The sequence below is a fragment of the Shewanella mangrovi genome, from assembly GCF_000753795.1.
Taxonomy (GTDB): domain Bacteria; phylum Pseudomonadota; class Gammaproteobacteria; order Enterobacterales; family Shewanellaceae; genus Shewanella; species Shewanella mangrovi.
Genome location: NZ_JPEO01000014.1, coordinates 73,764 through 91,857, shown reverse-complemented (window position 1 = coordinate 91,857; position 18,094 = coordinate 73,764). Strand labels below are relative to the sequence as shown.

The following is an 18,094-nucleotide window of genomic DNA, read 5'->3' as shown; positions in this document are numbered from 1 at the left end:
AGCCACCTGCTATGCAGGTGGATTTTTACTGCCACCGCTAAATCAAACCAGATTTTCGGCGGTTGAGTTGGTAATATGCGGTACTTAACAGTTCGCTAAATAGATTAGTTGCTTCATGAAATTGGTGGTGGATGAAAATATGCCGTATGTGCGAGAACTGTTCTCGGACTTCGGTGAAATTGTGTCGCTCAATGGCCGACATATGACAGCAGAGCAAGTGGCAGATGCTGATGTGTTGTTAGTTCGCTCTGTAACGAAAGTGAATCAAGCGCTGTTAGCGCAAAACTCAAAACTGAAGTTCGTTGGTAGTGCCACTATCGGTACCGACCATATTGATCACGATTATCTCACCTCACGTGACATTCCCTTTGCCAGTGCGCCCGGCTGTAATGCTACCTCGGTGGGCGAATATGTGTTCAATGCGCTATTGGAACTGGCTGATAAATATCAAGCATCACTTGCTGGGAAAACAGTGGGCATTGTTGGCGCCGGTAATACGGGTAGTGCGGTAGCAAAATGCTTAGCGGCTTGGGGCATCAACACACTGCTATATGACCCACTATTAGCGCAGCAAGGTGATCCTCGTGAGTTTGTCTCGTTCGATACTTTACTGGCTGAGGCAGATGTTATCACGTTGCACGTGCCCATCACCCATGAAGGGGCGTTTGCTACTCATCATCTGATCGATGCCACTGTTCTTGAACGCATGAAGCCGGGCTGCTGGTTAATTAATGCTTGTCGCGGAGAGGTGGTTGATAATCTCGCGCTGCTTAACAAGCTCAAAACAGCCCCATTCCCGGTGGTGCTTGATGTTTGGGAAGGCGAACCTAAGCCGCTGGCAGAGCTTGTGCCTCTGGTTGATATCGCCACCCCCCATATCGCAGGTTATAGCCTAGAAGGTAAAGCGCTTGGCACCTTCATGTTGTATCAACGCTTGTGTGAAGTGATGAACACCAGCGCGGATAAATCTTTGACAGCGTTATTGCCCGCTACCTGGTATCAAACATTGACCTTGAATCAATTGCCATCTGCTGCTGAACTATTGCGTTTGTGCCGCTTTGTTTATGACCTGCGTGATGATGATCGCCAATTCAGGAAAATTCACCAAATTCCTGACGGATTTGACAATATGAGAAAAAATCATCGTCATCGGCGAGAATTCAGTGCGCTAGCTCTGGTAAATGCTGACGGTTCTGAGGTAGATTGTCTGTCCAAACTAGGTTTTTCAGGAGTCATTCGGTAAATGTCGCAGGAATTTAATGTGGTAGTGTTGGGCGCAACTGGCGCCGTGGGTCAAACCATGATCGAGATCCTCGAGCAACGCAACTTTCCGGTAGCTAAGTTGTTTCCGCTCGCCAGTAGTCGTAGTGCTGGTAACACGGTAACTTTCCACGGTAAACAGGTTGAAATTCTGGACGTGGAAACCTTCGACTGGACTCAAGCACAAATTGGTTTCTTCTCAGCGGGTGGCGATGTTTCAGCCAAGTGGGCACCGATTGCGGGTGATGCTGGTTGTGTAGTGATCGATAACACTTCACACTTCCGTTATGACGCCGATATTCCATTGGTCGTGCCAGAAGTTAACCCACATGCGATTGCAGACTTCCGTAACCGCAATATCATCGCTAACCCAAACTGTTCTACCATCCAGATGTTGGTGGCGCTAAAGCCTATCTATGACAATTTTGGTATTAGCCGCATCAACGTTGCGACTTACCAGTCTGTGTCAGGTTCTGGTCAAAAAGCGATTGAAGAGTTAGCGACGCAAACGGCGAAAAAACTGCAAGGTCTGCCTTCTGAACCAACCGTCTATCCAAAACAGATCGCTTTTAACGTGTTGCCGCACATCGATAAATTTATGGATAACGGCTACACCAAAGAAGAGATGAAAATGGTGTGGGAAACCCAGAAGATTTTCGGTGACAGTTCAATTCTGGTGAATCCTACTGCGGCGCGTGTGCCCGTATTTTATGGTCACTCAGAAGCTGTGCACATCGAGACGCAACAACCTGTTGATGCTGAGTCAGTAAAAGCGTTACTGCGTGATGCACCAGGCATTGTGTTATTCGACGATGATAACGATTACCCAACAGCTGCGACTGATGCAGCAGGTGAAGATCCTGTATTTGTTGGCCGTATTCGCAAAGATATCTCACACGAGTATGGCCTAAACCTGTGGGTGGTTTCAGACAACATCCGTAAAGGTGCAGCGTTAAACAGCGTACAAATTGGTGAGTTGTTAATTCGCGACTATTTATAAAGCCATTGATTTTATTTGAAATGTGATAAAAGCCTGCCTTGTGCAGGCTTTTTTTGTTTTGCAATTGTGAACAGTAGCAGGGCGGTGATTTCTGGTTTATAGTAAACCCAATAAATACAAATGCCTAAAGCCCATGATCTATGGGCGTATGTCAGCGCTTAGAAAGGGAATAGTTGATGAACTTTCGCACTTCTTACTTGGTGGGCCTTTCGGCTATTTGTTTGGCAGTCAGTTCGTCTTTATCTGTGCCAACAGCCCACGGTGAGGTTCTAAAAGTTACAGGTCCAAATGGAGAGAGTCGGCAGCAGGTACGGCAATATGGACCAACGTCGGTAAATGATACGTTTTGGAGTATTGCGCAAAAAGTCCGTCCCGATGATTCTGTGTCAATTTATCAGGTAATGGCCGCCATCTTTGAAGCCAATCCTCAAGCCTTTACCAGTAATAACTACAACAGCTTAGAGCGTGGCATGATTCTGCTTATCCCTTCTAAAGAGGTGATGGCGGCAATTCCACGTAACCTCGCACGTGCCCGTGCTGAGCAGGATGATAAAAGCTGGAATCGTACTGCCCAAAACGCAAAAAATACCGCCCCAGCGCCAACTGAAAATAAAGACCAACAACCCACTGCCACCACAGCGGCGCCTGACAAAACGGTAACCACAACGCAGGTTGATGCAGCTGCAAAAGATCAAATTGCTGAATTACAGCAACAAAATGCCGCTTTACAGACACAGCTCGCCGAGCTCAAAAATCAGCTCGCTGAATCAGAAGCGCAACGCAGTGCATTACAGCAACAAAATCAGTCGTTGGATGAGCGTTTATCACAATTAGAAGCAGAGCTTGCCGCCACAAAGGCGCAGTTTGCCAGTTTCCAAGAAGAGCTAGCAGCAAAAGCCGCGCCTGCTGAGAGTGCTGCTGTTGCGCCAGCGGCCACAACCCCAGAAACAACCGCCACTGAAGCCGTCGAGCCCGCTAAAGAGCCAGCGGTAACAGAGGAAGTAGTTAAAGAGCAGCCTAAGCCTGCGACGCAAGCCGTAACCATGCCGGATGATACATGGCGCAGCATCATGGATAACCCATTGCTGCTCGGCGCGATTACGGGAGGGCCAGCATTACTGATCTTATTGCTGCTGTGGTTATTCCTGCGTCGCAGACGTGCTGCCACTGCGGCGGACGAACCAGAATCGTTAAGCGCGGCAGCTGCCGATTTGGATGATGGTGATTTGGTCGCGGCCGATGGTGACATGGCACTTGATGACAATGACGACGCTCATGCGTCTCTTGATGATCTGTTAGATGTCGACAATATCGAACTGCACCCCGAGCAAGAGTTTGAGTCTGACGATAGTCAAATGGCGATGGCGCAGGAGATGTTTGTCGATGATGGCGACGAGAGTGCCGTTCAGTTAGATGCTGATGAAGAAGGCCAGTCTCTTGATGACCTGTGGGCGGAAGCTATAGGCGAACAGGAAGGTGACAGCCTGAGCTCTAGTGCCGCCGAAGATGATTTTGATTCACTGCTTGACGGTCTTGAAGACGAAGAGCCTTCATTGAAAGATTCGTTACCTGACGATGTGGCTGCGGCACTGGAAAGTGAATTTGGTCTAGATGAAGATGTCGTGCAGTTAGATGACGACGAACCGGTAGCTGAAACCAGCGCCTTTGATTCAGATGAACTGCTCGCTGAATTGGACGATGATGCGTCCACAAATGACGTCGATGCCGATGATCTGTTAGCCGCATTGGAAGCTGATTTACCGACAACGCCATCGTCCACGGCAGAAGACTTAGCGGATGAGATTGCTGCTGAGCTGGAACAAGAAGACGAAACTGATGACGAGCAGCTTGATCCCGACCAACTGCTGGCAGAGTTAGCCGCTGACAGTGAGCCAGAAGATCTGTCTGAGCAGATTGCCGCCGAGCTCGCCCCTGAAATTGAAGAAACGCCGTTTGAAATTGATGCGGATGAACTGTTGGCATCGCTTGAAGCAGCACCACAAGCTGAAGACCTGAGTGCAGAGATTGCCGCCGAACTCGCGGATGAAGACAGTGCGAGTGGGGAAGATGAGTTAGATCCGGATGCATTGCTCGCAGAATTAGAAACGCCCGCAACAGCTGAAGATTTGAGTGATGAAATTGCCGCCGAGTTGGATGAGGCATTAGACGTTAGTGATAACGGCAGCGAGCTAGATGCAGATGCGTTGTTGGCGGAATTAGGTGGTGCAGCAGCGGTTGAAGATGATGCGCTTGAACTGGTCGATGAAGATGACGGCGCGACAGACGAATTAGATGCAGATGCGCTGCTGGCTGAATTAGAACAAGCGAGTACAGATAACGATCAAGCAACTGAAGATGAGAGTGAAGACTTTGATTTCTCATTGGAAGATGAGTTCTCACACGCTGGTGATGATGAAAACTTTGATGGCTTGTTGGCCGAGCTTTCTCAAGAGGAAGAACGCAAAGCTGCGCGCGCGAAGGATTCAGGTTTCTTCAACGATCTAAAGGCGTCACCTAAGACGGCCGCGGCCGATGCTGACGAATTATTAGAAGAGTTGGACGAGAACCATGGCTTGTCACTAAGTGATGACGATCTGCTGAAACAATTCTCTGCTGAGCAGCCGCTGGTTGAAGAGGAAGAAAGCTTCGAGCTGACCTTGGAAGATGATGAACCTGAAGATGCTCCAAGGATCACTGTCGATGAGGCGTTAGCGGCGTTGGATTCCGCAGAGTTATCGAAACGTCCTGTTAAACCTGTATCAGACAGCGAGTTGGCAAACTTCCAGAAGGAAAATGGCTTTATCGATATAGATCGTTTGCTGAACGATGCCGATGAATCTGAGATTGAAGGCGATCCTTATAAATCACGTGATGTCGATGTCGGCGATATTGATTCACTGATGAATGACACTGACATGGTGGACGTCGATGATGAGGAAAACTCAGTCAATGCTAAGTTAGATTTGGCCCGCGCCTATATCGAAATCGATGATAGTGACAGTGCCAAGGCTTTGTTACAGGAAGTGCAGGCTGACGGTAACTCGCGTCAACAGGAAGAAGCTGCAAATCTGTTGAAAGAGATTAGTTAAACATTCATCGATAACAAAGACGGCACTTTTTAGTGCCGTTTTTTATGGCTAGACTTCAACCAATACCTCGATAAACTGCGGTTTCAGCCGGTTGGCTGTGGTAGAATCCGCCACCGTTATTAGTGATGGGGGAAAGCATGCGGATTGCGCTAGGCGTCGAATATGACGGCAATGGGTTTTATGGTTGGCAGCGTCAGGCTGAAGTCGATTCAGTGCAGGGACAGCTTGAGCGCGTCTTGTCGAAAATTGCCGATGAACCGATTGAATTACAATGCGCCGGACGAACCGATGCCGGAGTACATGCGACTGGGCAAGTGGTGCACTTTGACACTGGTGCTGAACGTAATATCGGGGCTTGGACATTGGGCGTAAATGCTAATCTACCGGACAATATTGCGGTGCGCTGGGCGAAAGTTGTCGACGACGAGTTTCACGCACGCTTTTCCGCTACCGCACGTCGCTATCGCTACATTATCTACAACCACAACTTACGTCCTGGCATTCTGCGCAAGGGCGTCAGTCATTATCATGGTGACCTAGATGAACTGCGTATGCATCGCGCGGCGCAGCATCTGCTCGGAGAGAATGATTTCACCAGCTTTCGCGCGGTGCAGTGTCAATCTCGCACACCATTTCGTAACGTACATCGCGTTGATGTCACGCGCCATGGCGATTTCATCATTGTTGATATTGCTGCTAATGCGTTCTTGCACCACATGGTGCGTAATATTGTGGGGTCGTTATTGGAAGTCGGCTATGGCAATCAAGAAGAGCACTGGATTGCTGACGTACTCGCGATGAAAGATCGCACCAAAGCGGCGGCGACCGCTAAACCACACGGACTCTATTTAGTTGACGTGACATATCCTGAGCATTTTGACTTACCTAAGCCAGCGCTAGGCCCATTGTTTTTGGCTTAAATTCACGTTGAAGTAAGGACGACTTTCATGACGCAAGATTCCGCATCTCTGCAACCGCCCGCAGCCAATGCTTCGATTGCACAATGGTTAGATTATCAGTTAGCGCTGCATGCCATTGAAATTGATATGGGCTTAACACGAGTCACTCAGGTTGCCGAAAAACTGGGGGTGATTAAGCTGCCTAGCAAGGTTATTACTGTTGGTGGCACCAATGGTAAAGGCACAACTTGTCGCATGCTGGAAGAGATATTACTGGCAGCAGGATATTCGGTTGGCGTCTATAGCTCACCGCATCTGCAGCGTTATAACGAACGTATTCGCATCAACCAACACGATGTGGCTGACGATGCCATCGTGGCCGCCTTTGAGTTGATTGAACAGACTCGCGCACAGACATCACTGACCTTTTTCGAGTTTGGCACCTTAGCGGCGCTACTGCTCTTTAAACAGCGTCAGCCCGATTTTGTTATTTTAGAAGTAGGATTGGGTGGACGCTTAGACGCCACCAATATTGTGGATTCGACGATTACCGCAATTACGTCAGTTGACCTCGACCATCAGGCGTTTTTAGGGAACACGCGTGAACAAGTCGGTTTCGAAAAAGCCGGTATTTTCCGTTTCGGCTGCGCTGCAATTGTTGGTGAGCCTGATATGCCCGCGACAGTGGCTGACGTTGCCGAAAGCAAAGGCGCATTTCTGAAACGTGTTGGCCAACAGTTTAGTTATCTGCAGGACGAAAATCATTGGCAGTTTACGGGTGAACATTGGCATTTCAATGAACTACCGTTGCCACAGTTACCATTGCCGAATGCGGCGACTACATTGGCGGTGCTTGAGCAGTTGCTGCCAGCGTTACCGCTGGACGCTATTCACACCGGGCTCAGTCGCGCAACCTTAACGGGGCGAATGGAACGTTTGTCAGAACATCCGCTAGTGATTTTAGATGTGGCCCACAACCCTCATGCAGCACGTTACTTAGCACAACGACTGCAGGTAATGCTGCAGGGACGTCGTTGCTATGCTGTGTGTGGCATGCTCAAAGACAAAGATATTCATGGCGTCATGCAGATTATGGCGCCTTTGGTGCAGCAATGGTCGTTAGTGACACTGCATAATGAGCGTGGGGCAACCGCGGCAGAATTACACCAAGCGTTACCATCAGCGCAAAATGCCAGCTTATTTGATGATTTTTCGACAGCTTGGCGTGCGCTTGCCCCCACTCTTAGCCAAGAAGATGTGGTAATCGTGTTTGGCTCCTTTTACACTGTGTCTGGTTTTAAGGAAGTTGTGCAAACTATTGGAAAGGAATAGAGATTTTGGCAACACAGTTTCACAATAGGTTGGTTGGTACCATCGTCATCGCCGCGTTGGGGGTGATTTTTTTGCCAGATATTCTCGATGGTAAAAAGGCGCTTAAACCGGAGCAATTTGCAGAGATCCCACTGCGTCCTGAGGTTGGTGAAGTTCAACAAAATACCCAGGTATATAAAGTGTTGGATGAACCGCAATCGCTTGATACCACCTCAGATACCGAATCTGCTAGCCAAGATCAGCCAAACCAAACCGCCAACGCCAGTAACGATAGCGAAGACACCCCTGTTGCTTCGAGCGGACAAGCGGTAACGCCATCCCCGGCGGAAAAGCCAGTTGAGACCAAACCTGCGCCTAAGTCTCAAGTCGCGTGGACGTTGCAATTAGGTGCTTTTAGTAGCGCCACCAATGTCAAAGGCTTAGTCGCTAAATTGCAAAAGGCGGGCTTTGCTGCCTACACGCTACCGAGTAAACCCGTCGAAGGGAAACTGACAAGAGTCTTTGTCGGCCCCGAGGTGTCGCTCGATAAGCTCAGAACCCAACAACAAAAAGTGGAGTCGCTTACCTCCTTAAAAGGTAAAGTGATCCGTTTCAATCCATTAGAACATTGAGTCAATGACGTTTTTCAGAACAATTATTTCTGAATGTGGGGGTGAGAATGCACTCGCTCTCTGGTAGAATCGCGCCGTTCTCAATCATTGCTGGACACTTCTACCCATGGTTTGGATAGATTACGCCATCATTATCATTATCGGGCTATCGACGTTGGTCAGTTTGATCCGCGGCTTCGCTAAAGAAGCGATGTCATTGGTAGTCTGGTTTGCTGCCTTTTTTATTGCCAGTCAGTTCTATCAAGAGCTTGCTGTCTATATCACCCAGATAAACGACGAGATGCTCCGCAATGGTGTGGCGATTGCCATTCTGTTTGTGGCGACTTTGATTGTCGGGGCGATAGTAAATTATCTTCTTGGGCAGCTTGTACTTAAAACTGGTTTATCAGGTACCGACCGCGTATTAGGGCTGGTTTTCGGCGCGATTCGCGGAGCCTTGATTGTCAGCGCATTATTATTCTTTATGGATGCCTTTACTGGCGCCCCCAAAACAGATTGGTGGCAGGCATCGAAGTTAGTGCCAGAATTTGGAACGGTGATCCAATGGTTCTTCCATTACTTGGAAAACACCTCCAGCTTTGTACCCAAATTATAAAAAGATTATTCGAACATCTTAATACGAGGAAACTTACCCATGTGTGGTATCGTCGGAATAGTTGGCCGCTCAACGGTTAATCAAACCATTTATGATGCATTAACTGTGTTACAGCATCGTGGCCAGGATGCGGCGGGTATTGTGACCGTAGATGACCGAGCATTTCGTTTGCGTAAAGCTAACGGCTTGGTAAAAGATGTGTTTGAGCCTAAACACATGCAACGTCTTCAAGGTAATGCCGGCATCGGCCATTGCCGTTATCCAACCGCTGGTAGCTCCAGCGCGTCAGAAGCCCAACCTTTCTATGTTAACTCACCATTCGGTATCTCGTTAGCGCACAACGGTAACTTGACCAATACTGTGCAGCTCGCCGAAGGTTTGGAACAAAAACGCCGTCATGTGAACACCACTTCCGACTCAGAAGTATTGTTGAACCTGTTGGCGGATGAAATCGACAAGACTGATAGTGCCAAGCTGTCCGCCGATGAAGTGTTTGATGCCGTAGCGCGCGTGCACGAGCAAACGCGCGGTGCGTACGCCGTTGTCGCCATGATTGTCGGTAATGGCCTGTTGGCATTCCGCGATCCATTTGGTATTCGTCCACTTATCCTAGGTAAACACGAAACTGCCAATGGCACTGAATATATGGTGGCTTCAGAGAGCGTCGCGTTGGATGCGGTTGGCTTTGAAGTGATGCGCGACGTAGCACCAGGTGAAGCGATTTATATCACTTTGGACGGTGAACTCTACACCCGCCAATGTGCGCAGTCGCCAGTATACAGCCCATGTATTTTTGAGTTTGTGTACTTTGCGCGTCCAGATTCTACCATCGATAAAGTCTCGGTTTACGCCAGCCGCGTTAACATGGGCACTAAGCTCGGCGAAAAGATTAAGAAAGAATGGTACGACCATGATATCGACGTGGTGATTCCAATTCCTGAAACTTCAGTAGACGTGGCGCTGGAAATTGCCCGCACCATGGATCTGCCGTATCGCCAAGGTTTCGTGAAGAACCGTTATATCGGCCGTACCTTTATCATGCCGGGTCAGCAACAACGTCGTAAATCTGTACGTCGTAAATTGAACGCGATCAATGCGGAATTTAAAGATAAAAACGTATTGCTAGTGGATGACTCTATTGTACGTGGTACTACGTCAGAACAGATCATTGAGATGGCGCGCGAAGCCGGCGCGAAGAAAGTGTATTTCGCCTCAGCTGCACCAGAAATTCGCTTCCCGAACGTTTACGGTATCGACATGCCAACCTCTAATGAGCTGATTGCCTACGGCCGTGATGCCGATGAAATCGCGAAGCTGATTGGCGCTGACGGCATCATTTTCCAAAATCTGGAAGATTTGGTGGAAGCGGTACGCATGGAAAACCCGGATATCAAACGCTTTGAAACCTCAGTGTTTGATGGTCATTACATCACCAAAGATGTTGACCAGTCTTATCTGGATCATCTGACGCAACTGCGTAATGATGATGCCAAAGCCAACCGTAACCGCGATATCGGCACTAATCTTGAGATGCACAACGAAGGGCATCCATAAGCGCTGAAGCGTCATAAAAAAAGCCTCGAATTATCGAGGCTTTTTTGTCGCTGAATCAGCTGAACCAGTTGTTAGCCGACCATTAAGGTATCGTTTTGGTCTGGGCTATTGTTGGCCAGTTTCAGTTGCTGCAACTGCGCCAGCGGTAAGGGTTCTGAATAGAGCCAGCCTTGATGTAGCTCTGCGCCTAAACGTTGCAATTCAGCAGCATTGGCACTGTATTCCACACCTTCAGCAACCACGCTGCAATTAAGGTCGCTCGCCAGTGCAATAATGTGGCATACGATTGAGCGACTGATATCGTTATCCAGAAAATCATTTACAAAAGAACGGTCAATCTTGATTTGCGAAATAGGTAGCTCGCGTAACAACACCAGTGACGAAAAGCCTGTACCAAAATCGTCAACACTGAATTGAAAGCCCATATCACTGATTTTCGACATCACCAGTTTCGCCGTGCCTAAATCTTCAACCATATCACTTTCGGTAATTTCAAAAATAATGTCGCCCGCCTGAATACGGTGTTGCTGCATTAGCGCTCTTAACTGTTGCACCAAGTTGTCATTTTGCAGATCTTTGGCGGAAAGATTGATATGAATACTGTGGCTAAACCCCATAAGGCGAAGTTTAGGCAGATCGTTAGCCACTTGGTTTATAACCCAGTAAGTGATGGCGTTGATCAGACTGCTGCGCGATGCCATGGGAATAAACTGATCTGGTAGCATGATATCACCAGAGGCTTGTGGCCAGCGCAATAACGCCTCTACGCAGCGGGTTTCATTATTAACGGAATCAATAATGGGTTGGTAGTACAGGGTAAATCGGTTGTGTTGCACGGCGTCTGACAGCTGTTGAGACAGATGTAGCTTCCGCTCGGCTTCAGCACCAATATACTGATCGTACAGTGTGAAATTACCTTGGCGTTTCTTACAGTCGTACATCGCCATGTCGGCTTTTTTCATCAAATCGAATAGTTCGTCACTGTGCTCTGGATAACAGGCGATACCGATACTGGCGGACGTTTTCATTGAATGTTGCTGTACCACGATAGGGGCAAGCAATGTCGCATGGATATTGTCTATCAACTGCAGCAAGGGTTCTTGCCCATGTTCGCGATAGACAATGGCAAATTCATCACCGCCGATCCGAAATAGCTTGGCATTTTTCGGCACCACAGCGCTTAACCGCTGCGCTACAGCTATCAGAAACTGGTCGCCGTAATAATGCCCAAGACTGTCGTTTATCTGTTTGAAGTTGTTGAGATCAATAAAGAACAGCGCATAGGGTTTGCTGACGCCACTCAGCGCACTTAAATGTTCAAATAAACATTTGCGGTTATTGAGGTTGGTGAGCACATCTGTCAATGAATTGCGCCGCTCTTCATCGGCTATCGATTCTATTTTTAAAATCGTCTTCAACGCTTGCGGCATAATGGTCGCGACAAAAACAGCGCCAAAAAACAGAATAGCTGAAAGTAATGCCAGCGTGAGGTTGATGGGATGATAAATGAGGCGGAGTAGAAACAGTCCATAGCCGATGCAAAAAAACAGGATCAGCACGACCAGCCACTTCCATCCACTAGCATGATCATTTTGGCAAATACGGTAGGCAGGTATCAAGCTGCTGGCGAGCAGCAACGTACCAATAATAACTGCCGAATATGCAATCCAATCTACTGACATTGAGTAGTCCTTTACTCCTACATGGATGTGATTCTACAACGGCGAAAATGTGACGACTTTCACATGGAGTTAGCAAATAATCCGCAGATAATAGCAATTGACGCTTCAGCTAAGCTGTGAAGGTTATCACATTGTGAATGCATCGTTGATGAACATCACTGTTTGGTAATTTGCGTTTTACTGAAGTGTTGTGGTTTGAGCGCTTATTCACAATAAACCTATTCCAGCTCAATACCTTGTAGTTTGTGAGCTAGCTATCATTCTGACACATCGCTGCGACTTATCGCGAGTCGTAGTCGTGATCTCCCACCACCCCAGTGGTATCGTTATTACGAATCTGAATTTCGTAATAACACGTGCTGAGATTTCTTAAGGCGGCAAAGCGGGGTACCCATGTTGTTTTGGTCTGATGTTAAGTGCGCTGCTCGTGCGTGTATAACACTCGTTTGCTTATGTTATTCGGTGAGCGGCAGTGCACATTTTCTGGAACTCATTCCCTCTACCGACATAGTCTCAACCCCAGCGCAGTCCAAGGTGGCGTTTACCATACAGTTCACTCATCCGATGGCGCAAGGGCCGCTGATGGATCTTGCCGCACCCGAGCAATTTGCGGTGTTTGGACCAATGGGAAAACAAGATTTACGCGCCAGCTTAAGCGCCCATAAACGCCATCAGCAGCAATTTTTTACGGCCGAGTATCAGATAAAGCGTCCCGGTGACTATCTGTTCTACGTGGTGCCAAAACCCTACTGGGAACCGGCAGAAGGAAAAATGATTGTGCACTATACCAAGGTGGTTGTGGATGCTTATGGTATGGAGCAAGGCTGGGACACAGAGCTAGGTTTACCCACCGAGATTGTGCCACTGACCCGTCCTTTTGGTTTGTGGACTGGTAACCTGTTTCAAGGGGTAGTGAAACGCGATGGCAAACCGGTACCTTTCGCCGAGGTTGAGGTGGAATGGAAAAATGACGGCTCGATAACACCGCCAGCCGATCCTTATGTTACCCAAGTGGTGCGCGCCGATGTGAACGGTACCTTTAGCTATGTCATGCCCAAATCTGGTTGGTGGGGCTTTGCGGCGTTATTGGAAGGTGAGCACACCATGCAGAGCCCTGAAGGCAAACAAGTGCCGATTGAGCAGGGCGGTTTAATCTGGGTTTACACTCGAGACATGAAATAGGACAGCAAATGGCACATATTCCTGAGGGCGTGGTTTCTGCTCCGGTACTGATTACTGGTGGCGTGATTGCGGTGGCGGCGCTTTGTTATGCGGTCCGCAAACTTGATTACGCCAAAGTGCCTCATGCTGCAGTATTAGCCGCATGTTTTTTTGTGGCCTCGTTGATCGCGGTACCCGCCGGTCCCAGCAGTGTGCATCTTTTACTTAACGGCATGATGGGCTTGTTACTCGGCTGGACTGCGGTGCCAGCGATTATGGTCGCCTTAGTTTTACAAGCGGTGTTTTTCGGTTTTGGTGGCCCATTAGTGTTAGGTGTTAATGCAGTGAATATGGCGCTGCCTGCGCTTATTGTCGCTTGGCTGTTAAGTGGTGCTTTGTCGAACGCTATTGCCAATGGGGAACAGCGAAAAATTTATCTATTAGGCGGTTTTGCGGGACTTATCGGCGTTGTGGGTACTGCTACTATGGTTTGTCTGTCATTGATCGCCAGCTCTGCGGCTTATCTTACCGCGGCGAAGATTATTGCCGTTACCTACTTGCCGCTTGCCATTGTTGAGGCATTAGTGACGGCTACGGTCGTAGGGTTTATCGCCAAAGTCGCGCCCGAAATGCTGCTCAAAACCCGAGTTGAGCAGGCTCTGCAACCTGAGGAACAAGGTAATGCTGAAGTGTTGTAATGTGCTGTTGGCCTTGGTGTTATCACTGTGCAGTCTGCAAGCATCCGCGCACCTATTAAAAGTCTTTGCTTGGATGGAAGGCTCGCAGATTGTTGGCAATGCCTATTTTGCGGGTGGGATTTCTGCCGCAGGTGCCAAGATTGTGGTGTACGACAACAACAAGCGACCGTTGGCGCAGATAAGCCCGAAGGCGGACGGTAGTTTTCGCATCACAGTCCCCGTCAGTGCTGGTTACGATATCGAAGCCAATACTGGTGATGGGCACGTTGCGCATTGGCAAATTCCGGCAAGCGAAGTCATAACCGCTCCGGCAGAAGCAGCATCACAACCCAAGCAGGCTTCGCAAGATATACAGACTGCGCCAGTGACGCAGATTGAAAACCAAGACAGCGCCATTCACTTTAATATTCTCGCCAACTCAGATTCTGCTAATACGGCTACTGCAAACACGGTTAGTAGTAATGAGCTAAACCACATGATTCAGACTGCGATTGCTAAAGAGGTAGGCCCATTGAGAATGGCGTTACAACAGAGTGACGCCAGAGCCAAGTTGTCCGATATTATCGGCGGTTTGGGCTTTATCTTTGGTATTGCCGGTATGGCGATGTGGTGGCGGAGTCGCAAAAGCTGATGTTAGCCTCACAGTTGCAAGCTCAGCATCACCTAAGCCGCTTCTCCCTTAGTGATCCGCGAGTCAATATTTTAGCCGCGGGTATCTTTGCATTGGTGGCCGTGTTGTTGACGCAGTGGCCAGCGTTAATGTTATTGCTGGGCCTAGCATTGCTGTTCAATGTCATGGCAGGCACGCGATGGCGTTCGGTCATCAAACGACTGTTGGCGTTTGAAACCTTTATGTTGTTGTTGGTGTTAATGTTGCCATTTTCTATGCCAGGTGAAACTTGGTTTAGGCTGTTCGGATTAAGCGCAACGATAGAAGGCGCCAGCCAAGCACTCACTATTTTATTACGTGCCAACGCGGTGGTGTTGGCATTACTGGCCTTACTAGCGATTCGTGAACCTGTGTCATTAGGTTATGGTGCGGCGGCGCTTGGCTTTCCGGCCAAACTTATCCACCTGTTTATGATGACGGTGCGTTATATCCAAGTATTAGGCGATGAGTTTCAGCGCTTGCGTAATGCGATGAAGGCTCGCGCCTTTGAGCCAGCAAGTAACTGGCATACTTGGCGCAGCTATGGTTGGCTGATGGGCATGTTGTTAGTGCGCAGTATGGAGCGTGCGCAGCGGATTGTTGATGCCATGCGCTGTCGTGGATTTGATGGCAGCTTATATCTGCGGTCGCAACTGCTATGGCGCAAGAGTGATAGTCTGCTGCTATTGGGGCTGAGCCTATTAGCTCTGGTGCCGTTAGTATGGCAGCAATTTTTGGAGTAGTCTGTTGAACCCGTCGATCAGCATCAAAGCACCGCTATTATCGGTCACTGAACTGTCTGTTAGCTACACGCATCGCAGCGTGTTTAATGGCGTCAGCTTCGATCTTTACCCGCAGGAACGTTTGGCGCTTGTCGGTGCCAACGGCGCAGGGAAATCTACGCTTTTACGTACCTTAATTGGCCTGAACAATCAGTTCCAGGGCCAAATTGTAGGATTTGGGCAGCGCTGTCGCCAAGAGCGTGAGTTTCAGCAGTTGCGTAAAAAAGTGGGGTTTCTGTTTCAAGATTCCGATGATCAGCTGTTTTGCCCCACTGTGCTTGAAGATGTGGCCTTTGGTCCACTTAACCTAGGTTTGTCGGCCGACGCCGCGCAGCGAAAAGCGCTTCAAGTGCTGGCATCGTTAGGCATGATCGAGTTTGCCGATCGCATTACCTATCGTCTTTCCGGCGGTGAAAAACGTATGATCGCCTTAGCCACGGTACTGGCAATGGAGCCGGAAGTCCTGCTATTAGATGAGCCAACAAACGGCCTGGATGAAAGTGCGCAGCAACGTTTATTAGCGCATCTTGATGGGCTTTCTCAGGCGATGATTGTCGTTTCCCATGACCGAAGTGTGTTGGAACGTTTAGCAACGCGAGCGGTGTTATTGGAAGGTGGTCAATTGACTAAGGCGGTCATGCATCGCCATCCGCACGAGCATTTGCATGTGCATGCTGAAGATCGGATTGCGGCAGGTATCCATGAGCAGGAACACCGCTGAGTATTGTCTTGGGTATATGAAAAAGCCGATGCTAAGCATCGGCTTTTTTGTCAGTCACACATTAGCTATCACACAGCTGGGATCTGCTGAGTAATACAGTGGATGTTACCGCCACCGAGCAAAATTTCACGGGCAGGCACGCCCACAATCTCATACTCAGGGAAGATAGCTTGCAGCTTTTCAGCGGCAATGCCATCAGTCGCCTCATCCAACAATGGATAAACGATGCGCTTGTTGGTGATCAGGAAGTTCACGTATGAACCTGCCAAACGCTCGCCTGATGTACGTGGCACACCGGTGCCAGAAGTGACGCCAGCGGCTTCCTCTGCAGTGCAGAACAGCGGGCCTGGCTGTGGCAGCAGATGCACTTTCAGTTGGCGACCTCTGGCATCAACCGCCTGTTGTAATACTTCTAACGCTGCTTTTGAACGGGCGTATTGTGGATCGCTTTCATCGTCAGTCCAGTGCAAAATCACTTCGCCAGGACGAGCGAAACAGCACATGTTGTCGACATGACCATCGGTTTCATCCATAAACACGCCTTCAGGCAACCAGATGATCTTTTCCACGTTCAGATACTGACGCAGATATTCTTCAATCTGCTCACGGCTTAGTTCTGGATTACGGTTGCAGTTCAGCAGACACTCTTCAGTGGTTAGGCATGTGCCTTCACCATCAACATGAATTGAGCCACCTTCAAGAATTAATGGGGCTACATAACGTTTCCAGCCGTGATGCTTGAGAATATTGTTAGCGACCAGTTCATCTTTATCCCAAGGGAAGTACAAGCCGCCTTGCATTCCACCCCATGCGTTAAAGCCCCAGTCCACGCCACGACATTCACCTTGGTCATTAATGACCATGGTTGGGCCGCTATCACGTGTCCAGCAATCGTTACTCTCCATCGGTACTAGGGTAACTTCAGCAGGCATGATCGTTTTAGCCAGATTTATCTGTCCAGCCGGCACCGCCATAAATACCGGTGTTGCGCCAGCAATCGCTTTGGCAACCGCTGCAAAGGTGCGTTGCGCGATGCTTGCGTTTTCGCGCCAATTATCTGGGCGATAGGGCCAAATCATCCATACCGCTTGCTGTGCTGCCCACTCTGCAGGCATATAGAAGCCGTTGTTTCTCGGCAAACTATGTAAGGTGTTAGACATGAACTGTGCCTCTTACCAGCTGGTTTCGCCGTCAGATGTCAGAATTGCTTCGTACATTGCTGGGCGACGGTCGCGGAACAGACCCCAAGAGATACGTTGCTTGTCGATTTCAGCCAAATCAAATTCATGCACCAACACGCATTCGCTGGTTTTGTCGGCTTGCGCCACCAGTGCGCCAGTTTGGTCGGCGATGAAAGAAGAGCCGTAGAAGGTCATTTCCAAACCTTCGATGAATTTGCTCTTTTCGGTACCGATACGGTTAGAGGCGATCACTGGTACTAAGTTGGCGGCGGCATGCCCTTGTTGTACGCGTGTCCAATGTGGTTGCGAGTCGATGTCTGGGTACGCTGGCTCTGAACCAATCGCCGTTGGGAAGAAAATCAACTCAGCGCCCATCAATGCCAAACTACGCGCAGTTTCTGGGAACCATTGATCCCAACAAATGCCCACGCCTACTTTAGCGTAACGGGTTTGCCATACCATAAAACCGGTATCACCAGGGGTGAAGAACTGCTTTTCTTGGTACGCAGGGCCGTTAGGGATATGGGTCTTGCGGTACACATCCAGCATGCTACCGTCGGCATCGATCATCACCAGTGAGTTGTAGTGGGCATTACCACGGCGCTCAAAAAATGAGATTGGCAATACAACTTCCAGCTCAGCAGCAACCGCTTGAAAGTGCTTAATCAGTTTGCTGTCTTCAATTGTTTGCGCCAACGCGAAATGCTCTGGGCTTTGATCAATACAGAAGTAGGGCGCTTCAAACAGCTCTTGGATCAAAATAATTTGTGCGCCTTTAGCAGCCGCTTCACGTACCAACTTTTCCGCATTTTTGATGTTAGCTTCGATATCCCAAGAACAAGCCATTTGGGTCGCAGCGACAGTAACTTTTGCCATGAAC

General features: G+C 48.9%; 16 protein-coding genes. 13 read left to right on the top strand and 3 right to left on the bottom strand.

Going from position 1 to position 18,094, the window contains the following annotated elements:
- Positions 1-115 precede the first annotated feature (115 nt).
- The 8 genes from HR45_RS14610 (at position 116) to purF (ending at position 10,340) form a co-directional block, all read left to right on the top strand.
- Positions 116-1,243, top strand: coding sequence for a 4-phosphoerythronate dehydrogenase (locus HR45_RS14610; protein WP_037444324.1), 1,128 nt, complete (start codon positions 116-118; stop codon positions 1,241-1,243).
- Complete coding sequence (locus HR45_RS14605; protein ID WP_037444322.1) at positions 1,244-2,260, top strand: aspartate-semialdehyde dehydrogenase; 1,017 nt, start codon at positions 1,244-1,246, stop codon at positions 2,258-2,260. It abuts the gene before it with no gap.
- A 176-nt stretch (positions 2,261-2,436) separates the two neighbouring features.
- The gene (locus tag HR45_RS14600; protein ID WP_037444321.1) at positions 2,437-5,349 is read left to right on the top strand and encodes a FimV/HubP family polar landmark protein; all 2,913 of its coding nucleotides are present in this window, start codon (positions 2,437-2,439) and stop codon (positions 5,347-5,349) included.
- A 137-nt stretch (positions 5,350-5,486) separates the two neighbouring features.
- On the top strand, positions 5,487-6,269 hold the full coding sequence (gene truA / locus HR45_RS14595; protein WP_037444319.1) for a tRNA pseudouridine(38-40) synthase TruA: 783 nt from the start codon (positions 5,487-5,489) through the stop codon (positions 6,267-6,269).
- Positions 6,270-6,296: 27 nt separating this feature from the next.
- Positions 6,297-7,580, top strand: coding sequence for a bifunctional tetrahydrofolate synthase/dihydrofolate synthase (gene folC / locus HR45_RS14590; RefSeq protein ID WP_037444317.1), 1,284 nt, complete (start codon positions 6,297-6,299; stop codon positions 7,578-7,580).
- 5 nt (positions 7,581-7,585) lie between these two features.
- Complete coding sequence (locus HR45_RS14585; RefSeq protein WP_037444315.1) at positions 7,586-8,191, top strand: SPOR domain-containing protein; 606 nt, start codon at positions 7,586-7,588, stop codon at positions 8,189-8,191.
- Positions 8,192-8,297: 106 nt separating this feature from the next.
- On the top strand, positions 8,298-8,786 hold the full coding sequence (locus HR45_RS14580) for a CvpA family protein (RefSeq protein ID WP_037444313.1): 489 nt from the start codon (positions 8,298-8,300) through the stop codon (positions 8,784-8,786).
- A 39-nt stretch (positions 8,787-8,825) separates the two neighbouring features.
- The gene (gene purF, locus HR45_RS14575; protein WP_037444311.1) at positions 8,826-10,340 is read left to right on the top strand and encodes an amidophosphoribosyltransferase; all 1,515 of its coding nucleotides are present in this window, start codon (positions 8,826-8,828) and stop codon (positions 10,338-10,340) included.
- Positions 10,341-10,411: 71 nt separating this feature from the next.
- On the opposite strand, the gene HR45_RS14570 is transcribed toward purF, so the two are convergent.
- The gene (locus HR45_RS14570) at positions 10,412-12,022 is read right to left on the bottom strand and encodes a putative bifunctional diguanylate cyclase/phosphodiesterase (RefSeq protein ID WP_052074765.1); all 1,611 of its coding nucleotides are present in this window, start codon (positions 12,020-12,022) and stop codon (positions 10,412-10,414) included.
- 462 nt (positions 12,023-12,484) lie between these two features.
- Between HR45_RS14570 and HR45_RS14565 the strand changes: the two genes are divergently transcribed.
- From HR45_RS14565 to HR45_RS14545, 5 genes are read left to right on the top strand one after another with little or no spacing between them, the layout of a single operon-like run.
- Complete coding sequence (locus HR45_RS14565; protein WP_241461137.1) at positions 12,485-13,204, top strand: DUF4198 domain-containing protein; 720 nt, start codon at positions 12,485-12,487, stop codon at positions 13,202-13,204.
- 8 nt (positions 13,205-13,212) lie between these two features.
- Positions 13,213-13,881: a cobalt transporter CbiM gene (gene cbiM, locus HR45_RS14560; RefSeq protein WP_052074764.1), complete on the top strand. Its 669-nt coding sequence runs from the start codon at positions 13,213-13,215 to the stop codon at positions 13,879-13,881.
- Complete coding sequence (locus tag HR45_RS14555) at positions 13,865-14,512, top strand: hypothetical protein (RefSeq protein WP_037444307.1); 648 nt, start codon at positions 13,865-13,867, stop codon at positions 14,510-14,512. Before cbiM ends, HR45_RS14555 begins: the two co-directional genes overlap by 17 nt.
- Positions 14,491-15,273, top strand: coding sequence for a cobalt ECF transporter T component CbiQ (cbiQ, locus tag HR45_RS14550; protein ID WP_241461136.1), 783 nt, complete (start codon positions 14,491-14,493; stop codon positions 15,271-15,273). Before HR45_RS14555 ends, cbiQ begins: the two co-directional genes overlap by 22 nt.
- Positions 15,274-15,277: 4 nt before the next feature.
- Positions 15,278-16,033: an energy-coupling factor ABC transporter ATP-binding protein gene (locus HR45_RS14545; RefSeq protein WP_206537912.1), complete on the top strand. Its 756-nt coding sequence runs from the start codon at positions 15,278-15,280 to the stop codon at positions 16,031-16,033.
- A gap of 68 nt (positions 16,034-16,101) precedes the next feature.
- Here HR45_RS14545 and aguA read toward each other — a convergent pair whose 3' ends face one another.
- Both aguA and aguB read right to left on the bottom strand, forming a co-directional pair.
- Positions 16,102-17,193: an agmatine deiminase gene (gene aguA / locus HR45_RS14540; RefSeq protein WP_037444304.1), complete on the bottom strand. Its 1,092-nt coding sequence runs from the start codon at positions 17,191-17,193 to the stop codon at positions 16,102-16,104.
- Between the two features lie 12 nt (positions 17,194-17,205).
- Positions 17,206-18,090 carry an N-carbamoylputrescine amidase gene (gene aguB, locus HR45_RS14535; RefSeq protein ID WP_037444303.1) on the bottom strand — a complete coding sequence of 295 codons (885 nt, stop codon included), beginning with the start codon at positions 18,088-18,090 and terminating at the stop codon, positions 17,206-17,208.
- Positions 18,091-18,094: the final 4 nt, after the last annotated feature.